General features: G+C 67.5%; 14 protein-coding genes. 7 read left to right on the top strand and 7 right to left on the bottom strand.

All coding sequences use genetic code 11. The features are described 5' to 3' along the window. Positions 1-64 precede the first annotated feature (64 nt). Positions 65-1,117, top strand: coding sequence for a hypothetical protein (locus tag B9Y82_RS12880; protein WP_157804637.1), 1,053 nt, complete (start codon positions 65-67; stop codon positions 1,115-1,117). 85 nt (positions 1,118-1,202) lie between these two features. On the opposite strand, the gene B9Y82_RS12875 is transcribed toward B9Y82_RS12880, so the two are convergent. The 3 genes from B9Y82_RS12875 to B9Y82_RS12865 all read right to left on the bottom strand — a co-directional run bounded on the left by B9Y82_RS12875 (position 1,203) and on the right by B9Y82_RS12865 (position 5,798). Next, positions 1,203-3,995, bottom strand: coding sequence for a TonB-dependent receptor (locus tag B9Y82_RS12875; RefSeq protein WP_100473517.1), 2,793 nt, complete (start codon positions 3,993-3,995; stop codon positions 1,203-1,205). A gap of 198 nt (positions 3,996-4,193) precedes the next feature. Beyond that, positions 4,194-4,844: an energy transducer TonB gene (locus B9Y82_RS12870; RefSeq protein ID WP_100473516.1), complete on the bottom strand. Its 651-nt coding sequence runs from the start codon at positions 4,842-4,844 to the stop codon at positions 4,194-4,196. Between the two features lie 216 nt (positions 4,845-5,060). Beyond that, positions 5,061-5,798 carry an SIMPL domain-containing protein gene (locus B9Y82_RS12865; protein WP_100473515.1) on the bottom strand — a complete coding sequence of 246 codons (738 nt, stop codon included), beginning with the start codon at positions 5,796-5,798 and terminating at the stop codon, positions 5,061-5,063. 130 nt (positions 5,799-5,928) lie between these two features. Here B9Y82_RS12865 and B9Y82_RS12860 point away from each other — a divergent pair, with 130 nt between their 5' ends. The 4 genes from B9Y82_RS12860 to tldD are packed head-to-tail and all read left to right on the top strand — an operon-like array spanning position 5,929 to position 13,411. Continuing rightward, positions 5,929-6,537: a Maf family nucleotide pyrophosphatase gene (locus tag B9Y82_RS12860; protein ID WP_100475231.1), complete on the top strand. Its 609-nt coding sequence runs from the start codon at positions 5,929-5,931 to the stop codon at positions 6,535-6,537. Further along, positions 6,530-8,017 (top strand): ribonuclease G, encoded by a 1,488-nt coding sequence (gene rng, locus B9Y82_RS12855; protein WP_005418079.1) that lies wholly within the window; start codon positions 6,530-6,532, stop codon positions 8,015-8,017. The genes B9Y82_RS12860 and rng overlap by 8 nt, the downstream gene beginning before the upstream one ends. 30 nt (positions 8,018-8,047) lie before the next feature. Continuing rightward, positions 8,048-11,905, top strand: a complete 3,858-nt coding sequence (locus tag B9Y82_RS12850) for a YhdP family protein (RefSeq protein ID WP_100473514.1) — start codon at positions 8,048-8,050, stop codon at positions 11,903-11,905. A gap of 60 nt (positions 11,906-11,965) precedes the next feature. Further along, complete coding sequence (gene tldD, locus B9Y82_RS12845; RefSeq protein WP_100473513.1) at positions 11,966-13,411, top strand: metalloprotease TldD; 1,446 nt, start codon at positions 11,966-11,968, stop codon at positions 13,409-13,411. Between the two features lie 41 nt (positions 13,412-13,452). Here the strand turns inward: tldD and yjgA are convergent, their stop codons facing one another. Beyond that, positions 13,453-14,040, bottom strand: coding sequence for a ribosome biogenesis factor YjgA (gene yjgA / locus B9Y82_RS12840; RefSeq protein ID WP_100473512.1), 588 nt, complete (start codon positions 14,038-14,040; stop codon positions 13,453-13,455). Between the two features lie 68 nt (positions 14,041-14,108). Between yjgA and pmbA the strand changes: the two genes are divergently transcribed. Both pmbA and B9Y82_RS12830 read left to right on the top strand, forming a co-directional pair. After that, the gene (gene pmbA / locus B9Y82_RS12835) at positions 14,109-15,476 is read left to right on the top strand and encodes a metalloprotease PmbA (protein ID WP_100473511.1); all 1,368 of its coding nucleotides are present in this window, start codon (positions 14,109-14,111) and stop codon (positions 15,474-15,476) included. Between the two features lie 87 nt (positions 15,477-15,563). Further along, complete coding sequence (locus B9Y82_RS12830) at positions 15,564-15,935, top strand: DUF4870 domain-containing protein (RefSeq protein WP_100473510.1); 372 nt, start codon at positions 15,564-15,566, stop codon at positions 15,933-15,935. 92 nt (positions 15,936-16,027) lie between these two features. Here the strand turns inward: B9Y82_RS12830 and B9Y82_RS12825 are convergent, their stop codons facing one another. Genes B9Y82_RS12825 through tilS form a run of 3 tightly spaced genes read right to left on the bottom strand, consistent with a single transcriptional unit; the run spans position 16,028 to position 18,479 of the window. Further along, the gene (locus tag B9Y82_RS12825; RefSeq protein WP_100473509.1) at positions 16,028-16,906 is read right to left on the bottom strand and encodes a polyprenyl synthetase family protein; all 879 of its coding nucleotides are present in this window, start codon (positions 16,904-16,906) and stop codon (positions 16,028-16,030) included. Further along, positions 16,896-17,156, bottom strand: a complete 261-nt coding sequence (locus B9Y82_RS12820) for an exodeoxyribonuclease VII small subunit (protein WP_005410522.1) — start codon at positions 17,154-17,156, stop codon at positions 16,896-16,898. Before B9Y82_RS12820 ends, B9Y82_RS12825 begins: the two co-directional genes overlap by 11 nt. 36 nt (positions 17,157-17,192) lie before the next feature. After that, positions 17,193-18,479 (bottom strand): tRNA lysidine(34) synthetase TilS, encoded by a 1,287-nt coding sequence (tilS, locus tag B9Y82_RS12815; RefSeq protein WP_202908125.1) that lies wholly within the window; start codon positions 18,477-18,479, stop codon positions 17,193-17,195. Positions 18,480-18,569 lie beyond the last annotated feature (90 nt).

Genomic DNA, 18,569 nt, shown 5'->3' with positions numbered 1-18,569 from the left:
ATCCATCTCATCGGGTGCGATGGAAGGTTGGCATAGTCGGCTTCCCTCCATGAGCGCGCACCCCATGACCAAATCGCGGGCCTTTCTCACTCCCGATGGAACCGAGTACGTTACGGCGCAGGCTGTGGGCCACCGTCGCAACAGGGACTATGCGGGAGAACCCACGGGAGATCGCTATTTCTCAACGCACCGTGCAGGCCAGCGGCGCCCAGTGAAGCACGTGATGAAGGGGCGGTCGTGGTACTTCGCATATATCGACGGTGCGAAGGGCGGAGCGGCAGCGGGAGGCGAATCGCTGCAGCATCTGTTGTTCAAGGAGGCTTTCAGTCGGCTGGATCATGTGCAGCTGTCCCTTTCGCTTCCTACCAGAAAAGGGCCTCGTCGCTGGCGTGAATCGAGAATCTCGATCTCCCGGGTGGAGCAGGAGTGGCAGGTGCCGGGAAGGGGCGATTATCGGGCAGATTTGTATGTCGAGTTCACCAGCGAGGATGATCTGGGTTCCAAGTGGGACGGGAAGTTCCTGCTTGAGGTCAGGCGCTCACATGCTGTGGATGCTGCAAAACAGGATGGCCTCCGGCAACTGGGCATTGCAGTGATCGAAGTGGATATCGGCAGGGTGCCGATCTACGGCTATACCATTCCCGAGGACGAAACCAGTGATGCGGAGGAAGCTCGATACCTCGAAAGAATCAAGCGCTTGCTGGAAAGCGAGCGTGGATTCCTGCAGGCGATGGTCCTCAGCAATCCCAGCAGCAACGATTATCTGGAGGCGCTGGTGCGCAGCCAGCAAAAGGACCTGCAGGCGGCGAGCGGGCGGGAAGCCTTGCTGCAGTCCGAGGTGGCAGGGGCGAGCGCACGCAGTCTTGCACTGGAAGAGAGCCATGGCAGGTTATCTGCCAAGTTGAAGCAGAGCGAGGAGCTGCTTGCCGGCATGCAGAAAGTCGCTGCTGATCTGAGAAAGGAGAAGGTGACGTTGCAGAAGGTGCTGCAGTCCGCTCGTGATGATCTCAATTCGGAGGTGGCCGAACGGCGTCTGTACCAGCGTTGCTTCTGGGGCCTCACCACCGCTGCGGTGCTGCTGATCTGCTGGATGTGCTGGCTTTGGTTGTTCGGCTGACGCTGGTTCGACAATGCCGGGTGGCATTGAAAATGCAGAGGCCCGGGTGTTGGCCCGGGCCTTTGCAGGTGACGCTGCTGCAGGATTACTTGAAGGTGTACTTGGCACCCACGGTGAAATAACGGCCCAGTGCACCGGAGAAGTGCATCGGGTTGTAGTTCACGCCGCCGTAGGTGGTCGGATCGAGCGGTGCGATGCGGTCGAACACGTTGGCTACTGAGGCATTGAGCTCGAAGGCGTCGGTGATGTTCCAGCGGCCGGACAGATCGAAGGTGGTGAACGAAGAGATCTTCGTCACCGGCGTGCCATCCTCGTAGAACGCCTGGTAGTCGCCACCACGCTTGTCGGTGTTGTCCATCTTGCTGATGTAGTTGGCAACACCGCTCACGCTCCACGCACCCTGCTTCCAGGTGGTGCCGAAGTTGATCTTGTCCTTCGGCGTGCCGATGCAGTTGGTCACGTCGCAGTTGCCGTGCGTGCCGGCATAGTCGACGGTCTCACCGTCTTCGGTACGCTCGAACTTCAGGATGTGGCTCCACTGCAGGTCCAGCTCCAGCTGGCCCGGGCCGATATCGAAGGTCTGGCGGATATCGGTATCGATACCGCGAACGCGCGACGAGCTGGCATTCACGTAGCCGGTGTTGACGGCCAGGATGCTGCCGGAGTTGGGCACGCCACCGATGTTGTTGGAATCACGCAGCACGTTGCCGGCCAGGATGGCTGCCGCGGTGTTGCCCTGTACGATCTCGTTGGTGCGCTTGATCTGCCAGGCATCGACGGTCATCGAGGTGGTCGAGGTCGGCTGCAGCACCAGGCCCACCGAGTAGCTCTTGGACTCTTCCGGCTTCAGGTCCTTGTTCGGGCGGGTGATGATCGCAATCGAGCGCGGCGTGCACTCGTCGGCATCGATGGCGCAACGCACCGGATCGCGGGCGTTGGAGAAGGCGGCCAGGCCACCGTCACCGTTCTCGGCCGGATTCGGCGCACGGAAGCCCTCGGCGTAGCTGGCGCGCAGCGCGATCCAGTCGGCCGGGGTCCACTTCACACCCAGCTTCGGCGTGGCCTTGCCTTCACCGCTTTCGTACTTGTCATAACGCACCGCGCCGGACAGTTCCAGCTGTTCCAGCACCGGCGCCGACAGTTCGACGTAGCCGGCGTACACGTTCTGCGTGCCGTCGTAGGCCGAGTAGCCCAGGCCGATGATGTCACCCTGGTCGGTATAGGTCTGCGGGGTCAGGCTGTTGCTGGTCTTGCGCCACTCGGTACCGATCGCCAGGCCCAGCGGGCCACCCTTGAGGTCGGCCAGGCTGCGTGACACGGTGAAGTCGAACATGTCCAGGCTGGACTTGGCACGCGCGCTGATCGTCGGCGAGATGTAGTCGTACAGTGCCTGCGAGTTCAGGTTGGCGTTGTCGCCGATGCGCCATGTACCGCCGGCGCAGTTCGGGTTGCCCAGCGCGCACAGCACCGAGCTGTAACGCAGGAAGCCGGTGCGCTTGTTGACCAGGTCGGTGCCCGAATGCAGGTAGGCGGTGTCGTAGCTCCAGTCGCCCCAGTTGCCCTTGGCGCCGACCAGGAAACGGTTGAACTCGTTGGTGTTGTTGGTCACCCGCGGGCCGACATCCCACGCGCTGTAGCGCAGGCGCGCCGCATACGGCAGCGGGTTGTCCGGATGCCCGGCATAGAGCATCGTCGCGCCGTCACCGCTGCTGGCGTTCTTCGGGCCGCCGGGGAAGCCCCAGCCACCGGACACGCTGGAAGGGGTATTGCTGAAGATGGTTTCCTTCTTCGAGTAGCCGATCTCGGTGTAGATCTCGCCACCTTCGCCGAAGGCGAACGTGGCGCGGCCGAACACGTTGATGTACTTCTCTTCCGGGGTCAGGTCGCGATACTGCTGCGCTGGATCCCACAGGCAGCCCTGGGCCGCCGAAGAGGCTTCGGTCTGGCCCGGAATGGTGCTCAGGTTGGCGCAGCCCGGCAGGGCGACCAGGTGCGGCGACGGCGAGTCATTGTTGAACACCGAGCCGTTCGGGCCGACGCCGCCGTTGGTGCGGCCGCTGAGGTAGGGGCCGCCGAGGAACTGCGCATCGGTGGCGTCATAGCCCCACGGGCGCGTATCGCCGGTACCGATCCACTTGCGGTTCTTGCGGTCGCTGATCTTGATCGCATCGGACTTGCCGACGTCCAGGCTGAAGAACGCGTTCCAGCCATCCTTGGACAGGTCGCCGGTACCGGCGGTCAGGGTGGCCTTCTTGGTATCGCCGTCGCTGTCACCGGACAGGCCGTAGGACGCGCGCAGGATCGCACCCTGGAAGTCGTTGCGCAGGATGATGTTGACCACACCCGCGATGGCGTCGGAGCCATAGATCGCAGAGGCGCCATCCTTGAGCACTTCCACGCGCTCGACGGCATCGAGCGGGATGGTGCTGAGGTCGGTGAACACCTTCTGGCCGTCGTCGGCCAGGCCATAGGTCGCCATGCGGCGGCCGTTCAACAGCACCAGCGTCGAGCCCGCGCCCAGGCCGCGCAGCGAGATGCCGGCGCCACCGCCGGCGAAACCGTTGCCGAAGGTCTTGGGAATCGAGCCGGCGCCATCGGCGGTGATGGTCTGCAGGTACTCGGCCAGCGTGGTCTTGCCACTGCGGTCGATTTCCTGGCGGCTCACCACCTGTACCGGGGAGGGCGTCTCGGTGTTGGTGCGGGGGATGTTGGAGCCGGTGACCGTGATGCGGTCGAGGTTGGTGGCTTGTTCCTGCGCGAAGGCGGAGGAGGAAGCGACGGCGCCGGCCAGCAGCAGGGCGCCGCCGGTGAGGATGTGGGTGATGGACGATGCCAGGGTGCTGCGGCGGCTGGCGGGCCGTTGGATCGGGTGTTTCACAGCTTCTCTCCTAACTGGAAAACCGTAGCGTTGAGGGCTGTCGCCGGATCGATACCGGGACATGCCAATCTAGGTTTCCAGCAGGTGACGAAGTCGTGAATTTTTGCTTAATCGGTAACGCTTGGTCCGCGCCTGTCCGCAGTCTCGGCGGCTGAAGGCAGGCGGCCGGCCCGGCGCGAGGCCGGGCCGGCAGGTCGCTCAATCCGGCAGCGAGAACTGCACCGGCACCATGCCGATGGCCGGAACCGCCACGCCGTCACGCTGGGCAGGCTCGAAGCGCCAGTGCCTGAGCACCTGCTGGCGAGCGGCCTGGTCCAGGTTGCGTGAGCCGCTGCTGCGTTCGACGCTGACGGCTACCGGCTGACCCTGGGTGTCCACTTCCACCCGCAACAGCACCGTGCCCTGTTCGTGGTTGCGCAGGGACTGGATCGGGTAGCTCGGCGGCGGGGCGCTGCGGTATTGCAACTGGGCGCCGGCCAACGGGGTGGACGTGTCGATGCTCGGGGCGAGTTGCGGCGGGGCCGGTTCGGCCGCCGGCAGTGCGATGCCCTGGGTTTCCTCCACGGTCGCGGTGGGGGCCGGCAGCGGCGGCGTGACCGGCTGGGCCTGCGGTTTCGGCACGATCCGGGCCACTTCCTTCGGTTCCTGCAGCACCGGCGGGGGCGGTGTCGGCGGGATCTTCTCGATCAGCCTGACCGTGGTCTTGTCACGCGGGACCTGCACCGCCTGGTAGGTCGCAGGGATGAGCAGCAACAGGAAGGCCAGCAGATGCAGGGCGATCGCCGCGCTCCAGGCGGCAACGCGGGCAGGGTCGAAATGCGGGGATGCAACGGGGTACGTACGAACCATGATCCACCTCCATGCCAGTGACGAAGTCCTCAACGCACCAGGGCCCGTGGCGGGGTTGCCGCACGCGGCTGGCAGTCCATCAGTAGCGCGGCATGGCGGCCACTGCCTAGAGGCAGGGGCAAGATCGTTGGGCTGGCCTTCAGCCAGTGCCGGCGGCGCGCATGAAAAAGGCGGGCCCCCTGCGGGGCCCGCCCGGGTCGAGCGCGGCGGACGCGATCAGCGGCCCAGTTCGAACACCACGTCCAGGTTGACCGAGACCGTCGATTCGCCCGGCGCGACGGTGGTGGCCTTGTCCATCGCCGCACCGGCTGCCATGGTGCGCATCACCGGCATCGGGCGGAAGCCGCCGTTGCTGTTCTCGGAGATGCTGACGATGCGGCGCACCTGCAGGCCCAGCGACTTGGCATAGGTCTGGGCGCGGGCCTGGGCCTTCTTCAAGGCGGCCAGGCGGGCTTCGTCATAGACCGGTTCGGGCTGGTCGATCTCGAAGCTGGGGCCGTTGATCTGGTTGGCACCCTGAGCGGCCAGTGCATCCAGCACCTTGCCGAGCTTGGCGATGTCACGCACCTTCAGGCTGACCGTATTGTTGGCCTGGTAGCCGGTGATCTTCGGCGCTTCGTTGTCGGCATAGCGGTACTGCGGATTGAGACTGATGCCGCTGGTCTGCACGTCACGCTCGGCAATGCCGGCAGCCTTGATCGCGGCCAGCACCTTGTCCATCTGCTGGGCGTTCTGGCGCATGGCGCTGTTGCCGTCGGCGGCCTGGGTGACCACGCCGGCCGAGAGGGTGGCGACATCCGGCACGCGGGTTGCCTCGGCGTTGGCCGAGATGTTCAACAGGGTGCCTTCGGCCGCGGCGGCGATCGACGGCGACGACGGAGCGGCATGGGCGGTCATCGAGGTTCCAAGGGCAAGGGACAGGGCAAGCAGCAACGGGGTGGCGGTCAGGCGCATGGGATCTCCTTGTTGTGGCAGTGAGGGTGGTGTCGTAGCGATGAACGCGCTGTGAGCCTGTTCGGGGTTGTACGCGTTCCGGAACGGGTTGCCGGCGATTCAGGTGGCGGCCTCAGGTTATGCTGTGCCGATGCTCTATCTTGCTTCCCGCTCCCCCCGACGCAACCAGCTTCTGTCCCGACTCGGGCGCCCCTTCCAGGCCCTGGACCTGGAGGTCGTCGAGCAGCGCGCGGCGGCTGAAAGTGCCGAGCAGTACGTGTGCCGGGTCGCCGCCGACAAGGCGCGCGCCGGCCTGGCCGAGGTACTGGCTGGTGACCCGCAGGCGCGCGTGCTCGGTTCGGACACCGAGGTGGTGCTCGATGGCGAGGTCTTCGGCAAGCCGGCCGATGCCGCCGATGCGCGGGCGATGCTGGCCAGACTGGCCGGGCGCACCCACCAGGTGATGACTGCGGTCGTGGTGGTCGACGCGGCCGGCCTGGACAGCGAGCTGGTCATATCCGAGGTGACCTTCGCCCCGATCGACGCCGCCGACATCGCCGCCTATGTCGCCACCGGCGAGCCGCTGGACAAGGCCGGTGCCTACGCCATCCAGGGTGGGGCCGAACGCTGGATCGAACACCTTTCCGGCAGCTACTCCGGTGTAATGGGGTTGCCGCTGCTGCACACCGATCGTCTGCTGGCGCGCTGTGGCGTGCCGGCCCCCACTGCCGATGCCGCCAGGGAGGCTGCCGATGTCTGAGGAAATCCTGGTCAACGTGACCCCGCGCGAGACCCGGGTCGCGGTGATCGAAAATGGCATGCTGCAGGAACTGCACATCGAGCGCGGTTGGCGCCGTGGCGTGGTCGGCAACATCTACAAGGGCAAGGTGCAGCGGGTCATGCCCGGCATGCAGGCCGCCTTCGTCGAAGTCGGCCTGGAGCGGGCGGCGTTCCTGCATGCCAACGACGTAGTGCGCCCGGCGCCGGTGGCCAGCGCCGACACCGAGAACACCACCCTGCCGCCGCCGGCCAGCGTGCCGATCGTCGAGCTGCTGCGCGATGGCCAGGACATCGTGGTGCAGGTGGTCAAGGACCCGATCGGCACCAAGGGCGCACGCCTGACCACGCAGATCAGTATTCCCTCGCGTTACATGGTGCTGCTGCCGCAGTCCAAGGTGGTGGGCGTGTCGGCCCGCATCGAAGACGAAACCGAGCGCGCCCGCCTGAAGGCGCTGGTGACCGAATTGTCGGCACAGCACGGTGGCTACGGTTACATCGTGCGCACCAACGCCGAAGGCCAGCCGGCCGAGGCCATTGCCGAGGACATCGCCTACCTGTCGCGCGTGTGGAACGTGGTCGAACGCCGCGGCCGCGAAGCGCCGTCGTGCAGCATCATCTATGAAGACCTGAGCCTGCCGCTGCGGTCGGTGCGCGACCTGATCCGCAAGGACGTGGACAAGGTGAAGGTGGACTCGAAGGAGACCTTCGGCCAGCTGCAGGCCTTCGTCGCCAAGTACATGCCGGTGCTGGCCGAGAAGCTGGAGCTGTATTCCGGTGACCGCCCGATCTTCGACATGTTCGGCGTGGAGGACGAGATCGGCCGCGCGCTGGACAAGCAGGTACCACTCAAGTCCGGTGGCTACCTGGTGATCGACCAGACCGAAGCGATGACCACGATCGACGTCAATACCGGTTCGTTCCTCGGCCAGCGCAATCTGGAAGAAACGGTGTTCCGCACCAACCTGGAAGCGGCGCAGGCGGTGGCGCGGCAGCTGCGGCTGCGCAACCTGGGCGGCATCATCATCATCGACTTCATCGACATGGATGATGCAGAGCACCGACGCCAGGTGCTGCGCACGCTGGAAAAGGCACTGGCCCGCGACCATGCCAAGACCACGGTCTATGATTTCTCGCCGCTGGGCCTGGTGGAGATGACCCGCAAGCGCACGGTGGAAAGCCTGGAGCGCCAGCTGTCGGAGACCTGCCCGCAGTGCAGCGGCCGCGGCAGCATCAAGACCACCGAGACGGTGACCTACGAGATCTTCCGTGAGATCACCCGTGCCGTGCGCCAGTTCGATGCCGCGCGCCTGCTGGTGATCGCTTCGACCAAGGTGGTCGCACGCATCACCGATGAGGAATCCTCGGCGGTGGCCGAGCTGGAAGAGTTCCTCGGCAAGAGCATCCGTTTCCAGGCGGACGAGCAGTACCTGCAGGAGCAATTCGATGTCGTTCTGCTCTGATCCTCGCCGGCTGCAGGCCGGCGGTGGCCGATGAGTGCGCCGCCGCGCCTGCGACTGCGAAGGATCCGCCGTCATTTCATCGCCGCCTGTGCGGTGGGCCTGGTCGGGCTTGCACTGCTGGTGGGCACGCTCAGCCAGCTGCTGCCGCTGGCCGAGCGTCATCCCGACAGGATTGCCGCCTGGTTGAGTGAGCGTGCCGGCCAGCCGGTGCGTTTCGACCAGCTGCAGACTGCCTGGACCCGCCGCGGCCCGCTGCTGCAGCTGAAGGGCCTGCGCATCGGCGCCGGGCAGGGCTTGGCGATCGGTGAGGCCGAGGTGCTGGTGTCGATGTACAGCGGGCTGTTGCCGGGGCGCTCGCTGACCGAGCTGCGCCTGCGTGGCCTGGTGCTGGACCTGCAGCAGGACGAGGATGGACGCTGGTCGGTACGCGGGTTGCCGCAGCCCGGCAACGGCGGTGATCCCCTGGATGCGATGCGCCGGCTGGGCGAGCTGCAGGTGATCGGAGGCCGCCTGGGCGTGCACGCGCCGGCGCTGGGCATCGACACCACCCTGCCGCGCATCGACCTGCGCATGCGGGTCAATGGCGATCGCCTGCGTGTGGGCGTGCGCGCCTGGGCGCACGCCGAAGCGCTGCCGCTGACTGCGGTACTGGACGTGGACCGTGTGCGCGGCAACGGCCAGGCCTGGCTGGGCGCCGACCCGGTCGATTTCCATGCCTGGTCGCCCTTGCTGGCGGCCGGTGGTGCGCGCCTTCGCGAGGGCAAGGGCGAGCTGAACCTGTGGTTGACCCTGCGAGACTTCGCACCGGTGGCGCTGACCACCGATTCGGACCTGCGCGAGGTGCGCATTGACGGCGCGCCGATGCCCGGCATGGCGGCACCGCAGCTGCAGCTGCAACGGCTGCAGGCCCGCCTGCGCTGGCAGCGCCAGGCCGATGGCTGGGCGTTGCAGGTACCGCGCCTGCGCCTGAAGACCGAAGAAGGCGAACAGCAGCTCGATGGCCTGCAGCTGCAGGTCGGCCAGCAGCTGCGGGTGAACGCCGGTGCGGTGCAGGCCGGTATTGCGCTGCGCGCACTGGCGCTGAGCGATCGCCTTGAACCGGGCCTGCGCCGCTGGCTTTTCCTGTCCAGGCCGCAGCTGGACGTTCGCGACCTGACGCTGGCCGGCGAACGCGATGGCCCCTTGTGGGCACAGGGCGAGCTGCAGTCGCTGGGCTTCGCCAGCGTGGGCAATTCGCCCGGCCTGCGCGGCCTGGGCGGGCGCTTCGAAGGCGACGCGGATGGCTTCAGCCTGCAGCTGCCGCCGCAACGACAGCTGCAGTTCGATTGGCCGACCGGCTTCGGCGTGCGCCACGATCTGCATCTGGCGGGCCAGGTGGTGGGCTGGCGCGATGAAGGCGGTGGCTGGCGCATCGGCACGGCGGCGATGCGTGTGGAAGGCACCGACTATGCGGCCGATGTGCGCGGTGGTGTCTGGTTCCAGGGCGACGGCACCCGGCCGTGGCTGCAGCTGGCGGCCAAGCTGGACGATGTGCCGATGACCGCAGCCAAGCGCTTCTGGATCCACTCCAAGATGAGCAAGGGCGCCACCGACTGGTTGGACATGGCGCTGGCCGGCGGCCAGGTGCGCAATGGCGTCGGCCTGGTCAGCGGTGACCTGGACGACTGGCCGTTCGACAACAACGATGGCCGCTTCGAGGCCACCGGCCACATCACCAACGGCGACATCCGCTTCCAGCACGACTGGCCGCTGATGAGCCAGGTCGATGCCGATATCGCCTTCATCGGCCCCGGCTTCGACATGCACGGGCGCGGCGACCTGGCGGGCGTGGCGGTGCAGAAATTCGAGGCAGGCATCCAGGACTTCGGGCAGCAGCCGCTGTACGTGCGCGCCGATGCGCAGAGCGAGGCCGGCAAACTGCTGGCAATGCTGCGGCAGAGCCCGCTGCACAAGGATTATGGCGACACCCTGGACAACCTCACCGCCGCTGGCCCGGCGCATGTGACCTTCGATCTGCTGCAGCCACTGCACCACGATGAGGGTGGCGGCCACCTGCAGGGGACGGTCGATCTGGCCGGCGTGAAGCTGGTCGACAAGCGCTTCCAGCTCGCCTTCGACAACATGCACGGGCAGGCGCGCTACAGCAATGGCGGTTTCGATGCCGAGGCACTGTCGGTGCGCCACCTTGGCCAGGACGGTCGGCTGAGCCTGCGCGCCGGCGGCTACGTGCACGACAGCACGCGGGCCTTCGAGTCGCAGCTGACGGCCCATCTTGATGCCGGCGTGCTGATCGACCGCGCACCGGAAATGGCCTGGCTCAAGCCTTACATCTCCGGCACTTCGGCATGGACCATCGCGGTCAACCTGCCCAAGGTGGCGCCCGGGGCACCTGCGCCGCCCAGCGAGCTGCGATTGAGTTCGGACCTGGTCGGCACCCGGCTGGACCTGCCGGCGCCGCTGGACAAACCCGCTGCCGAGCCATTGCCGACCACCGTGGCCGCGCAGCTGCCGATGGGCGCCGGGCGCATCGATGTGGCCTTCGGCCAGCGCCTGGCCCTGGCCGCACGCAGCCACAACAACCAGACCGGGGTGCAGGTGACGCTGGGCAGCGACCACGTCGATCGCGAGCCGCCGCCGAGCGGATTGACCGTCAATGGCCGCAGCCCGACCCTGGACGCCCTGGAATGGATCAGCCTTGCGCGTGGTGGCAGTGATGACGACACCATGCCACTGCGTGCGGTGGACGTGCAGGTCGGCCGGTTGAAGCTGATCGGTGGCGTGTTCGAGCAGACCCGGTTGCAGCTGCGCCCGGGAGCGCAGGCACTGGATGTGCGCCTGGACGGCCCGTCGCTGGCCGGGCGCCTGACCGTCCCCAATGCAGACGGCGGCACCATCAGTGGCCAGCTGGACCGCGTGCACTGGCAGTCACTGCCGGCGGTTCCGGGTGCACCGGCCGCACCGGCACGGGTACAGGCCGGCGCCAACGACATGGACCCGGCCAAGCTGCCGCCATTCGCCCTGGACATCGCCGACCTGAAGTTCGGCAAGGTGGTGCTGGGGCAGGCGGTGCTGCGTACGCGCCCGCTGGCCAATGGCCTGAACGTGGACGAGCTGCGCTTCCGTGCGCCGGACCAGGAGATCGACATCAGCGGTCGCTGGTTGGGCCCTACCGGGGGGGGCCGCACCGAGCTGACCGCACAGGTGCGCAGCGAGGACCTGGGCGGGTTGATGCAGAACCTCGATTACGGTGGCCAGCTGCGTGGCGGTTCCGGCCAGGCGCAGCTGCAGGCCACGTGGAGTGGCGGTCCGTCGGACTTCCAGCTGGGCAACCTGCAGGGACGCCTGGACCTGCACGCGCGCAACGGCCAGCTGCTGGAGCTGGAGCCGGGCGCAGGCCGCGTGCTGGGCCTGCTCAGCGTGACCCAGCTGCCGCGGCGCCTGATGTTCGACTTCCGCGACTTCTTCTCCAAGGGCTTCGCGTTCAACCAGATCGACGGCAGCATGCAGTTCGGCCAGGGCATGGCGCGCACCGACAAGGTGCTGATCGAAGGCCCGGCAGCCAACATCACCATCCGTGGCGAGGCCGACCTGCGCAACCAGCAGTTCGACCAGACCATCGACGTCAACCCGCGCGCAGGCAACCTGCTGACCGTGGTCGGTGCGGTGGCCGGTGGCCCGGTGGGGGCGGCGCTGGGCGCGGCCACCAATGCGGTATTGTCCAAGCCGCTGGGCGAGATTGGCGCCCGTACCTACAAGGTGACCGGTCCATGGAAGGAACCGAAGGTGGAAGTGATCGAGCGCAGCCGCGACAAGACCCCATCACCGCCCGAGCCGGCACCGGCACCGGCCATTCCGCCGACCGTCACCGGCCTGCCGCGCCCGCGTTGAGCACGGCTTTCCTGTCCACGGGGCTTGCCTGAGCGCCCCCGCATCCCCAGATCGAGAACCATGACTGATATCGCCCTGACGCTTGCCCAAGACCGCCTGCTGCGCCCCGGCGGCCTGGATACCGCTGGCCTGGAGCGCACCTTCGGCCAGCTGCTCGGCCCCGGTGTGGACTTCGGCGACCTTTATTTCCAGCACGCCCGCCGCGAGAGCTGGAGCGTGGAAGACGGCATCGTCAAGGACGGCGCCCATTCCATCGAGCAGGGCGTGGGCGTGCGGGCGATTTCCGGCGAGAAGACCGGCTTCGCCTACTCCGATGACATCCATGCCGACGCACTGCTGGCGGCGGCGCAGTCGGCGCGCGCGATCTCGCGCGAGGGCGGCGCCCAGTCCGGGCGATCGCTGCTGCGCGGCAATGCGCGCGCGCTGTATCCGGCGCTGGACCCGATCGACGGCATCGGCAACGAGGCCAAGGTCGAGGTGCTCAAGCGCCTGGATGGCTACCTGCGTGACGCCGATCCACGCGTGAAGCAGGTGATGGTGAGCCTGTCCGGCGGCGTCGACACGGTGTTGATCGCCCGCAGCGACGGCGTGCTGGCGGCCGATGTGCGCCCATTGGTGCGCCTGAACGTGCAGGTGATCGTCGAGCAGAACGGCCGTCGTGAGTCCGGCTATGCCGGTGGCGGTGGCCGTTATGGCTACGACCAGCTGTTCGCCGACGGCCGCCCCGAAGCGTTCGCCCGCGAAGCGCTGCGCCAGGCGCTGGTGAACCTGGACGCGGTGCCGGCGCCGGCCGGGGTGATGCCGGTGGTGCTTGGTCCGGGCTGGCCCGGCGTGCTGCTGCACGAAGCGGTCGGCCATGGCCTGGAAGGCGACTTCAACCGCAAGGGCACCAGCGTCTACGCCGACCGCATCGGCGAGCGCGTTGCCGCCCCGGGCGTGACCATCGTCGATGACGGCACGCTGGACGGTCGCCGTGGTTCGTTGAACATCGACGACGAGGGTCATCCCAGCCAGTGCACCACCTTGATCGAGGACGGCATCCTGGTCGGTTACATGCAGGACAGCCTCAACGCCCGCCTGATGGGCGTGGCGCCGACCGGCAACGGCCGCCGCGAATCCTTCGCGCACCTGACCATGCCGCGCATGACCAACACCTACATGCGCGCCGGCCAGCACGACCCGCAGGAAATGATCCGTTCGGTGAAGAAGGGGCTGTACGCCGTCAATTTCGGTGGCGGCCAGGTCGATATCACCAGCGGCAAGTACGTGTTCTCGGCCACCGAGGCCTACCTGATCGAGGATGGCCGCATCACCACGCCGGTGAAGGGCGCGACCCTGATCGGCAACGGCCCGGAAACCATGCAGAAGGTGCGCATGGTCGGCAACGACCTGGCCCTGGACGAGGGCGTTGGCATCTGTGGCAAGGACGGGCAGAGTGTGCCCGTGGGTGTCGGCCAGCCCTCGCTGTTGATCGAGGGCATCACCGTCGGCGGTACCCAGGCCTGAGCATGGCGATGGCCGCGGCCACCGCCCTGGCCGGCGCGGACTCAGTCCTCGTCGGCTTCGTCGCCCTCGACGGGGGCGGCGTCTTCGGCGCTGGCCTTCAGGCCCAGCGCGGCCGGCAGCATCAGGCCGCGCAGCACCTGGTAGATCTCGCGATAGGCGCGCGGCGGCTTGTTCTTCGCTTTCTCGGCCTGCGCATTGCGCACCAGCGTGCGCAGCTGCTGGCGGTCGGCCTGCGGGTAGTCGTCCAGCAGTGCAGCCAGCGCCTTGTCACCCTCGGCCAGCAGGCGCTCGCGCCAGTCTTCCACGCGGTGCATCATCGCCACTTCGCGGCGGCCGGTTTCGCTGTTGGCGTCCAGCGCATCGCGGATCGCATCCAGCGTGGCGTCCTCTTCGCGGCGCATGTGCTTGGCCAGGAACGCCAGCTGGCGCTTGTGGGCGATATGGGCGGTGATGCGCTTGCACTCGGCGATGTGCGGCAGCAGGTCTTCCGGAATCGGCAGGCGCGCCAGCTGGGCCGGGGTCAGCGACACCAGCTTCTCGCCCAGGGCCAGCACGTCGAGTGCGTCGCGCCGGTTCTGGCTGCGGCTCTTGTCGTGGAATTCACCGGTTTCTTCGTCGCGTCCGCGCATCGTCCCTACCTGATCTCAAAAAAAGTCGCCCGGCGTGATGCCGGGCCCAACCCGCACAGGATAAAGCATTGAACGTGATCGCCCCTGAAGTGGCCGTCGGCGACGACAGCCCGGCCCGGCTGGAACGGCTGGCCGACCTCTCCCAGCAGCTGCTCGACCGCGCCCGCGCGCTGGGCGCCAGCCAGGCCGAGGTCAGCTGCAGCGAGGACCGTGGCCTGGAGGTCAATGTCCGCCTGGGTGAAGTGGAGACCGTGCAGTCAACCCGCGACCGGGGCATTGCGGTGACCGTCTATTTCGGCCAACGCAAGGGCAGTGCCAGCACCGGCGACCTGAACGAGGCCAGCCTGGCCGCTACGGTCGAGCAGGCCTGTGCGATCGCCCGGCATACCGAGGATGACCCGGCCGCCGGCCTGGCCGAGGCGGCGCTGATGGCCACCGATTTCCCGGATCTGGATGCCTGGCACCCGTGGGCGCTTCAGGCCGATGAGGCGGTGGACCTGGCCCTGGCCTGCGAGGCCGCCGGCCGCGAGGCCGACGTGCAGATCCGCAATTCCGACGGCGCCTCGGTGTCGAGCATGCAGAGCCTGTCGGTGTATGCCAACTCGCATGGCTTCTTCGGCCGTGAGCGCGGCACCCACCATTCGATCGGCTGCGCGCTGATCGCCGGCCAGGGCGATGGCATGCAGCGTGATGGCTGGTACACCAGCGCGCTGGCCCGGGAGGATCTGGAAGACGTGGGCCTGGTCGGCCGTCGTGCCGCCGAGCGCACCGTGGCCCGCCTGCAGCCGCGTTCGCTGGCCACCGGCAGCATGCCGGTGCTGTTCGCCCCGGAAGTTGCGCGCAGCCTGGTCGGCCACCTGCTGTCGGCGGTGTCCGGCGGCGCCTTGTACCGCCAGGCCAGCTTCCTGCTGGACAGCGTCGGCCAGCGCCTGTTCCCGGAATGGATGCAGATCGACGAACTGCCGCACCTGCGCCGCGGCCTGCGTTCGGCCGCGTTCGACGGCGACGGCGTGGCCACCCGTGCTTCGGCGCTGGTCCGTGACGGCGTCCTGCAGCGTTACGTGCTGGGCAGTTATTCGGCGCGCAAGCTGGGCCTGCAGACCACCGCCAATGCCGGTGGCGTGCACAACCTGCAGCTGGCGGCCAATGCCGGCCCGCTGGAGGAGATCGCCCGGCAGATGGGCGACGGCCTGCTGGTGACCGAGCTGATGGGGCAGGGCGTGAACGGGGTCACCGGCGATTACTCGCGGGGCGCGGGCGGCTTCCGTGTCGAGAACGGCGAGATCCAGTACCCGGTGGACGGCATCACCATCGCCGGCAACCTGCGTGAGATGTTCAGCAGTATCGAGGCGGTTGGCAGCGACGTCGATCCGCGCTCGCACATCCGGACTGGTTCGATCCTGCTGGGGCGGATGACCATCGCCGGTAATGATTGATGGCATTGATGGCGTAAGCTATGCCCGCCTGACGCGACCAGCTTGGTGCTGGTGGGTCAAGACCACCCAATGAAAAGGAGTTTTGTCGTGAGCGAATTCGATAACGTCCCGCCGCCGCCGGCCACCACCGACGTGCCGGCCGACCAGCGCACCATGGCCCTGGCCGCGCACCTGCTGGGCATCTTCACCGGCTTCATCGGCGCGCTGATCATCTGGCTGATCAACAAGGACGATGCTGGCAAGGCCTTCGTGACCGACCAGGCCAAGGAAGCCCTGAACTTCCAGATCACCGTGACCATTGCCATGGTCATCAGCATCATCCTGATGATCGTGATCATCGGCGGCATCCTGGCCCCGATCGTCGGCATCATCAACCTGGTGTTCTGCATCATTGCCGCAGTGAAGGCCAACAACGGCGAAGCCTACCGCTACCCGTTCACCCTGCGCCTGATCAAGTAAGCGGCAACGATCAACGACGCAAAAAGAAACGCCCGGCATTGCCGGGCGTTTCCATGTGGGCCACGCCCGGCGGGCGCACAGCCCGACAGCGATCAGTGATCGCGCTCCACCGCCAGTGTTGCCAGCGCGCGCAGCGGATCGGCTTCCTCGCCATATCCGGCCAGGATCGCCTGCATGCGTGCTGCGAGTTCGTGAAGCTGGGCCTTCGCACCGTCCATGCCGAGCAGGGCGGGGAACGTGCTCTTGTCCTGTGCCTGATCCTTGCCGGCAGTCTTGCCCAGCTGTTCGGAACTGGCCTCGACATCGAGGATGTCATCGCGTACCTGGAAGGCCAGGCCGAGCGCGTCGGCAAAGCTGTCGAGCTGGGCCAGCTGCGGCTCGTGGGCCTGGCCACACAGCGCACCCATGCGCACCGCTGCACGGATCAGCGCGCCGGTCTTCAGTGCATGCATGCGGGTCAGTGCCGCCAGTGCCTGCTGCTGGCCGGTGGCATCGATGTCCAGCGCCTGGCCGCCGCACATGCCGGAGGCGCCGGACGCGTGGGCCAGGGTCTGCAGGCAGGCCACGCGCAGCGTGGCCGGCAGCGGCGCATCGGCCAGCAGGCCGAAGGCACGGGTCTGCAGGGCGTCGCCGGCCAGGATCGCGGTGGCTTCATCGAAGGCGATGTGCGTGGTCGGCTTGCCGCGTCGCAGGGCGTCATCGTCCATCGCCGGCAGGTCGTCATGCACCAGCGAATAGGCGTGGATGAGCTCGACGGCCATCGCCGCCGCATCCAGGTTTTCAGGCTGTGCGCCGAACAGGTGGCCACTGGCATACACCAGCAGCGGACGCATGCGCTTGCCACCGCCCAGCACCGAATAGCGCATGGCCTGGTGCAGGCGCTGCGGTGCTTCGGCAGGCGAGGGCAGGGCGGCGTCGAGCTGGCTTTCGATACGGTCGCGCCAGCGCGCGAACTGAACTTCAGCCGTCATGGCTGGGCGGATCGAAAGGCTCGGAGGCTTCCGGCTGCGCCGGATCGCTGAGCAGGCGCACGCGCAGTTCGGCCTGCTCCAGCGCCTGCTGGCACTGGCGGTACAGACCGACGCCACGTTCGTAAGCACTGAGCGAGGCTTCCAGGCTCAGCTCGCCGGTTTCCATCTGCTCCACCAACTGCTCCAGCGATTCGAGCGACTGCTCGAACTGGGCGACAGGGGAGGCGTTTTCGGGGGACTTCTTGGCCATGTGGCAAGTGTGGACGGGCCGCGGGCGGGGGTCAATTCACCAGCCGCCGGGACGCCACTGCAGCTGCGCGTCATGGGCCTGCAACCAGGCCTGCAGGGGAGCCGCAATGACCACGTCGGCGGCGGCAAGCAGCTGTGGTCCATCGAAGACCAGCGGCAGTTGGGCGCGTCGCCAGGGGGCAAGGTGTTCGCGTTGCAGGCAGTCCTTCAGCGCATGCGAATGCTGGCGACCGGGCAGCAGGATGCGCTCCCCGCCCACGCGTGCACGGACCTGCAATCGGCGCTCGAAGGCCGGGGCGCCCTGCAGGCGCAGTTGACCGCCATCGGGCAACGCCAATGGCGCGCGTCCATCCCATTCGGCCTGCCAGTCATGGGGAAGCGCCGGCAGCTGGGCGGGCAGGAGATAGGCATGATCGCGCCATTGCTGGATGGCATGATGGTGCCAGCGTACCCGCGCCTGGCGATCGTTGCCGGCCGGCAGCAGCTCGTCCAGTGCCTGCTGCAGCACCGTGGCCGGCAGCGGCTCCGCACCGTGGCCGGCCACCCAGGCGCGCAGCACGCGTGCTGCACGGCCCGGTGATACCTGGCGCAGCAGCTGCAGCGACAGCACCCGCGGTGCGACCTCCAGATGCGCGATCAGCTCGGCGTCTTCCTCCTCCAGCAGCTCGCGGGTCTGCCCGCAGTGCATCGCGCTGCCCGCCAGTGCCGCAGCGGCGTGCGGCCAGCGCTGGCGCAGCAGCGGCAGCACCTGCAGGCGCAGGAAGTTGCGATCGGCGTGGTCGTCGGCATTGCTGGGATCTTCTATCCAATGCAGTGCGTATTGCCGGGCATGGTCGAGCAGCGCACTGCGCGGCACCGCCAGCAGCGGTCGCCACAAACGGTGTTCGCCCAGGCGGCCGTCCGCGGACATCGCGGCAAGGCCATCGACGCCGGAACCACGCAAGGCACGCAGCAGGAAGGTCTCGGCCTGGTCGTCCAGGTGCTGCGCCAGCGCCAGTGTTTCGCCGTCGCGCAGTTCGGCGGCAAACGCGGCACGTCGCGCCTGCCGTGCCGCGCCTTCGAGGCCCAGGCCCAGGGTGTGGTCGACCTGTACGCGATGCACGGCCAGTTCAATACCCAGTGCTGCGCATTGTTGTTGGCAGTGCAGCACCCAGTCGTCCGCATCGGGGTGCAGGCCGTGGTGCACATGCACCGCACGCAGCGTGGTGCCGGAGGCACGCGCGCAGTGCCACAGCCAGTGCAGCAGCACGGTCGAGTCGACGCCACCGCTGTAGCCCACCAGCAGTGGTGCATCCAGCGGAACGAGGGCAGGGAAGGCAGTCACGGCGGCAAGTATAGGGTTGCTCGGCAGGGCTGCGCCCTGCACCCGCAGACGCGCAAGCAACGGCAACGGCCGAAGCAACAGCAACAGCTG

Origin of the sequence: Stenotrophomonas maltophilia (assembly GCF_002799155.1) — a bacterium.
Lineage (GTDB): Bacteria > Pseudomonadota > Gammaproteobacteria > Xanthomonadales > Xanthomonadaceae > Stenotrophomonas > Stenotrophomonas maltophilia_R.
The sequence above is the reverse complement of the archived record's forward strand: the minus strand, read 5'-3'. Positions and strand labels throughout refer to the sequence as shown.

What these genes read in the sequence shown, in the direction of transcription:
- B9Y82_RS12880 (WP_157804637.1), top strand. Translation starts at nt 65, where the DNA reads ATGACCAAATCGCGGGCCTTTCTCACTCCCGATGGAACCGAGTACGTT.
- B9Y82_RS12870 (WP_100473516.1), bottom strand. Translation starts at nt 4,844, where the DNA reads ATGGTTCGTACGTACCCCGTTGCATCCCCGCATTTCGACCCTGCCCGC.
- B9Y82_RS12865 (WP_100473515.1), bottom strand. Translation starts at nt 5,798, where the DNA reads ATGCGCCTGACCGCCACCCCGTTGCTGCTTGCCCTGTCCCTTGCCCTT.
- B9Y82_RS12860 (WP_100475231.1), top strand. Translation starts at nt 5,929, where the DNA reads ATGCTCTATCTTGCTTCCCGCTCCCCCCGACGCAACCAGCTTCTGTCC.
- rng (WP_005418079.1), top strand. Translation starts at nt 6,530, where the DNA reads ATGTCTGAGGAAATCCTGGTCAACGTGACCCCGCGCGAGACCCGGGTC.
- B9Y82_RS12850 (WP_100473514.1), top strand. Translation starts at nt 8,048, where the DNA reads ATGAGTGCGCCGCCGCGCCTGCGACTGCGAAGGATCCGCCGTCATTTC.
- tldD (WP_100473513.1), top strand. Translation starts at nt 11,966, where the DNA reads ATGACTGATATCGCCCTGACGCTTGCCCAAGACCGCCTGCTGCGCCCC.
- yjgA (WP_100473512.1), bottom strand. Translation starts at nt 14,040, where the DNA reads ATGCGCGGACGCGACGAAGAAACCGGTGAATTCCACGACAAGAGCCGC.
- B9Y82_RS12825 (WP_100473509.1), bottom strand. Translation starts at nt 16,906, where the DNA reads ATGACGGCTGAAGTTCAGTTCGCGCGCTGGCGCGACCGTATCGAAAGC.
- B9Y82_RS12820 (WP_005410522.1), bottom strand. Translation starts at nt 17,156, where the DNA reads ATGGCCAAGAAGTCCCCCGAAAACGCCTCCCCTGTCGCCCAGTTCGAG.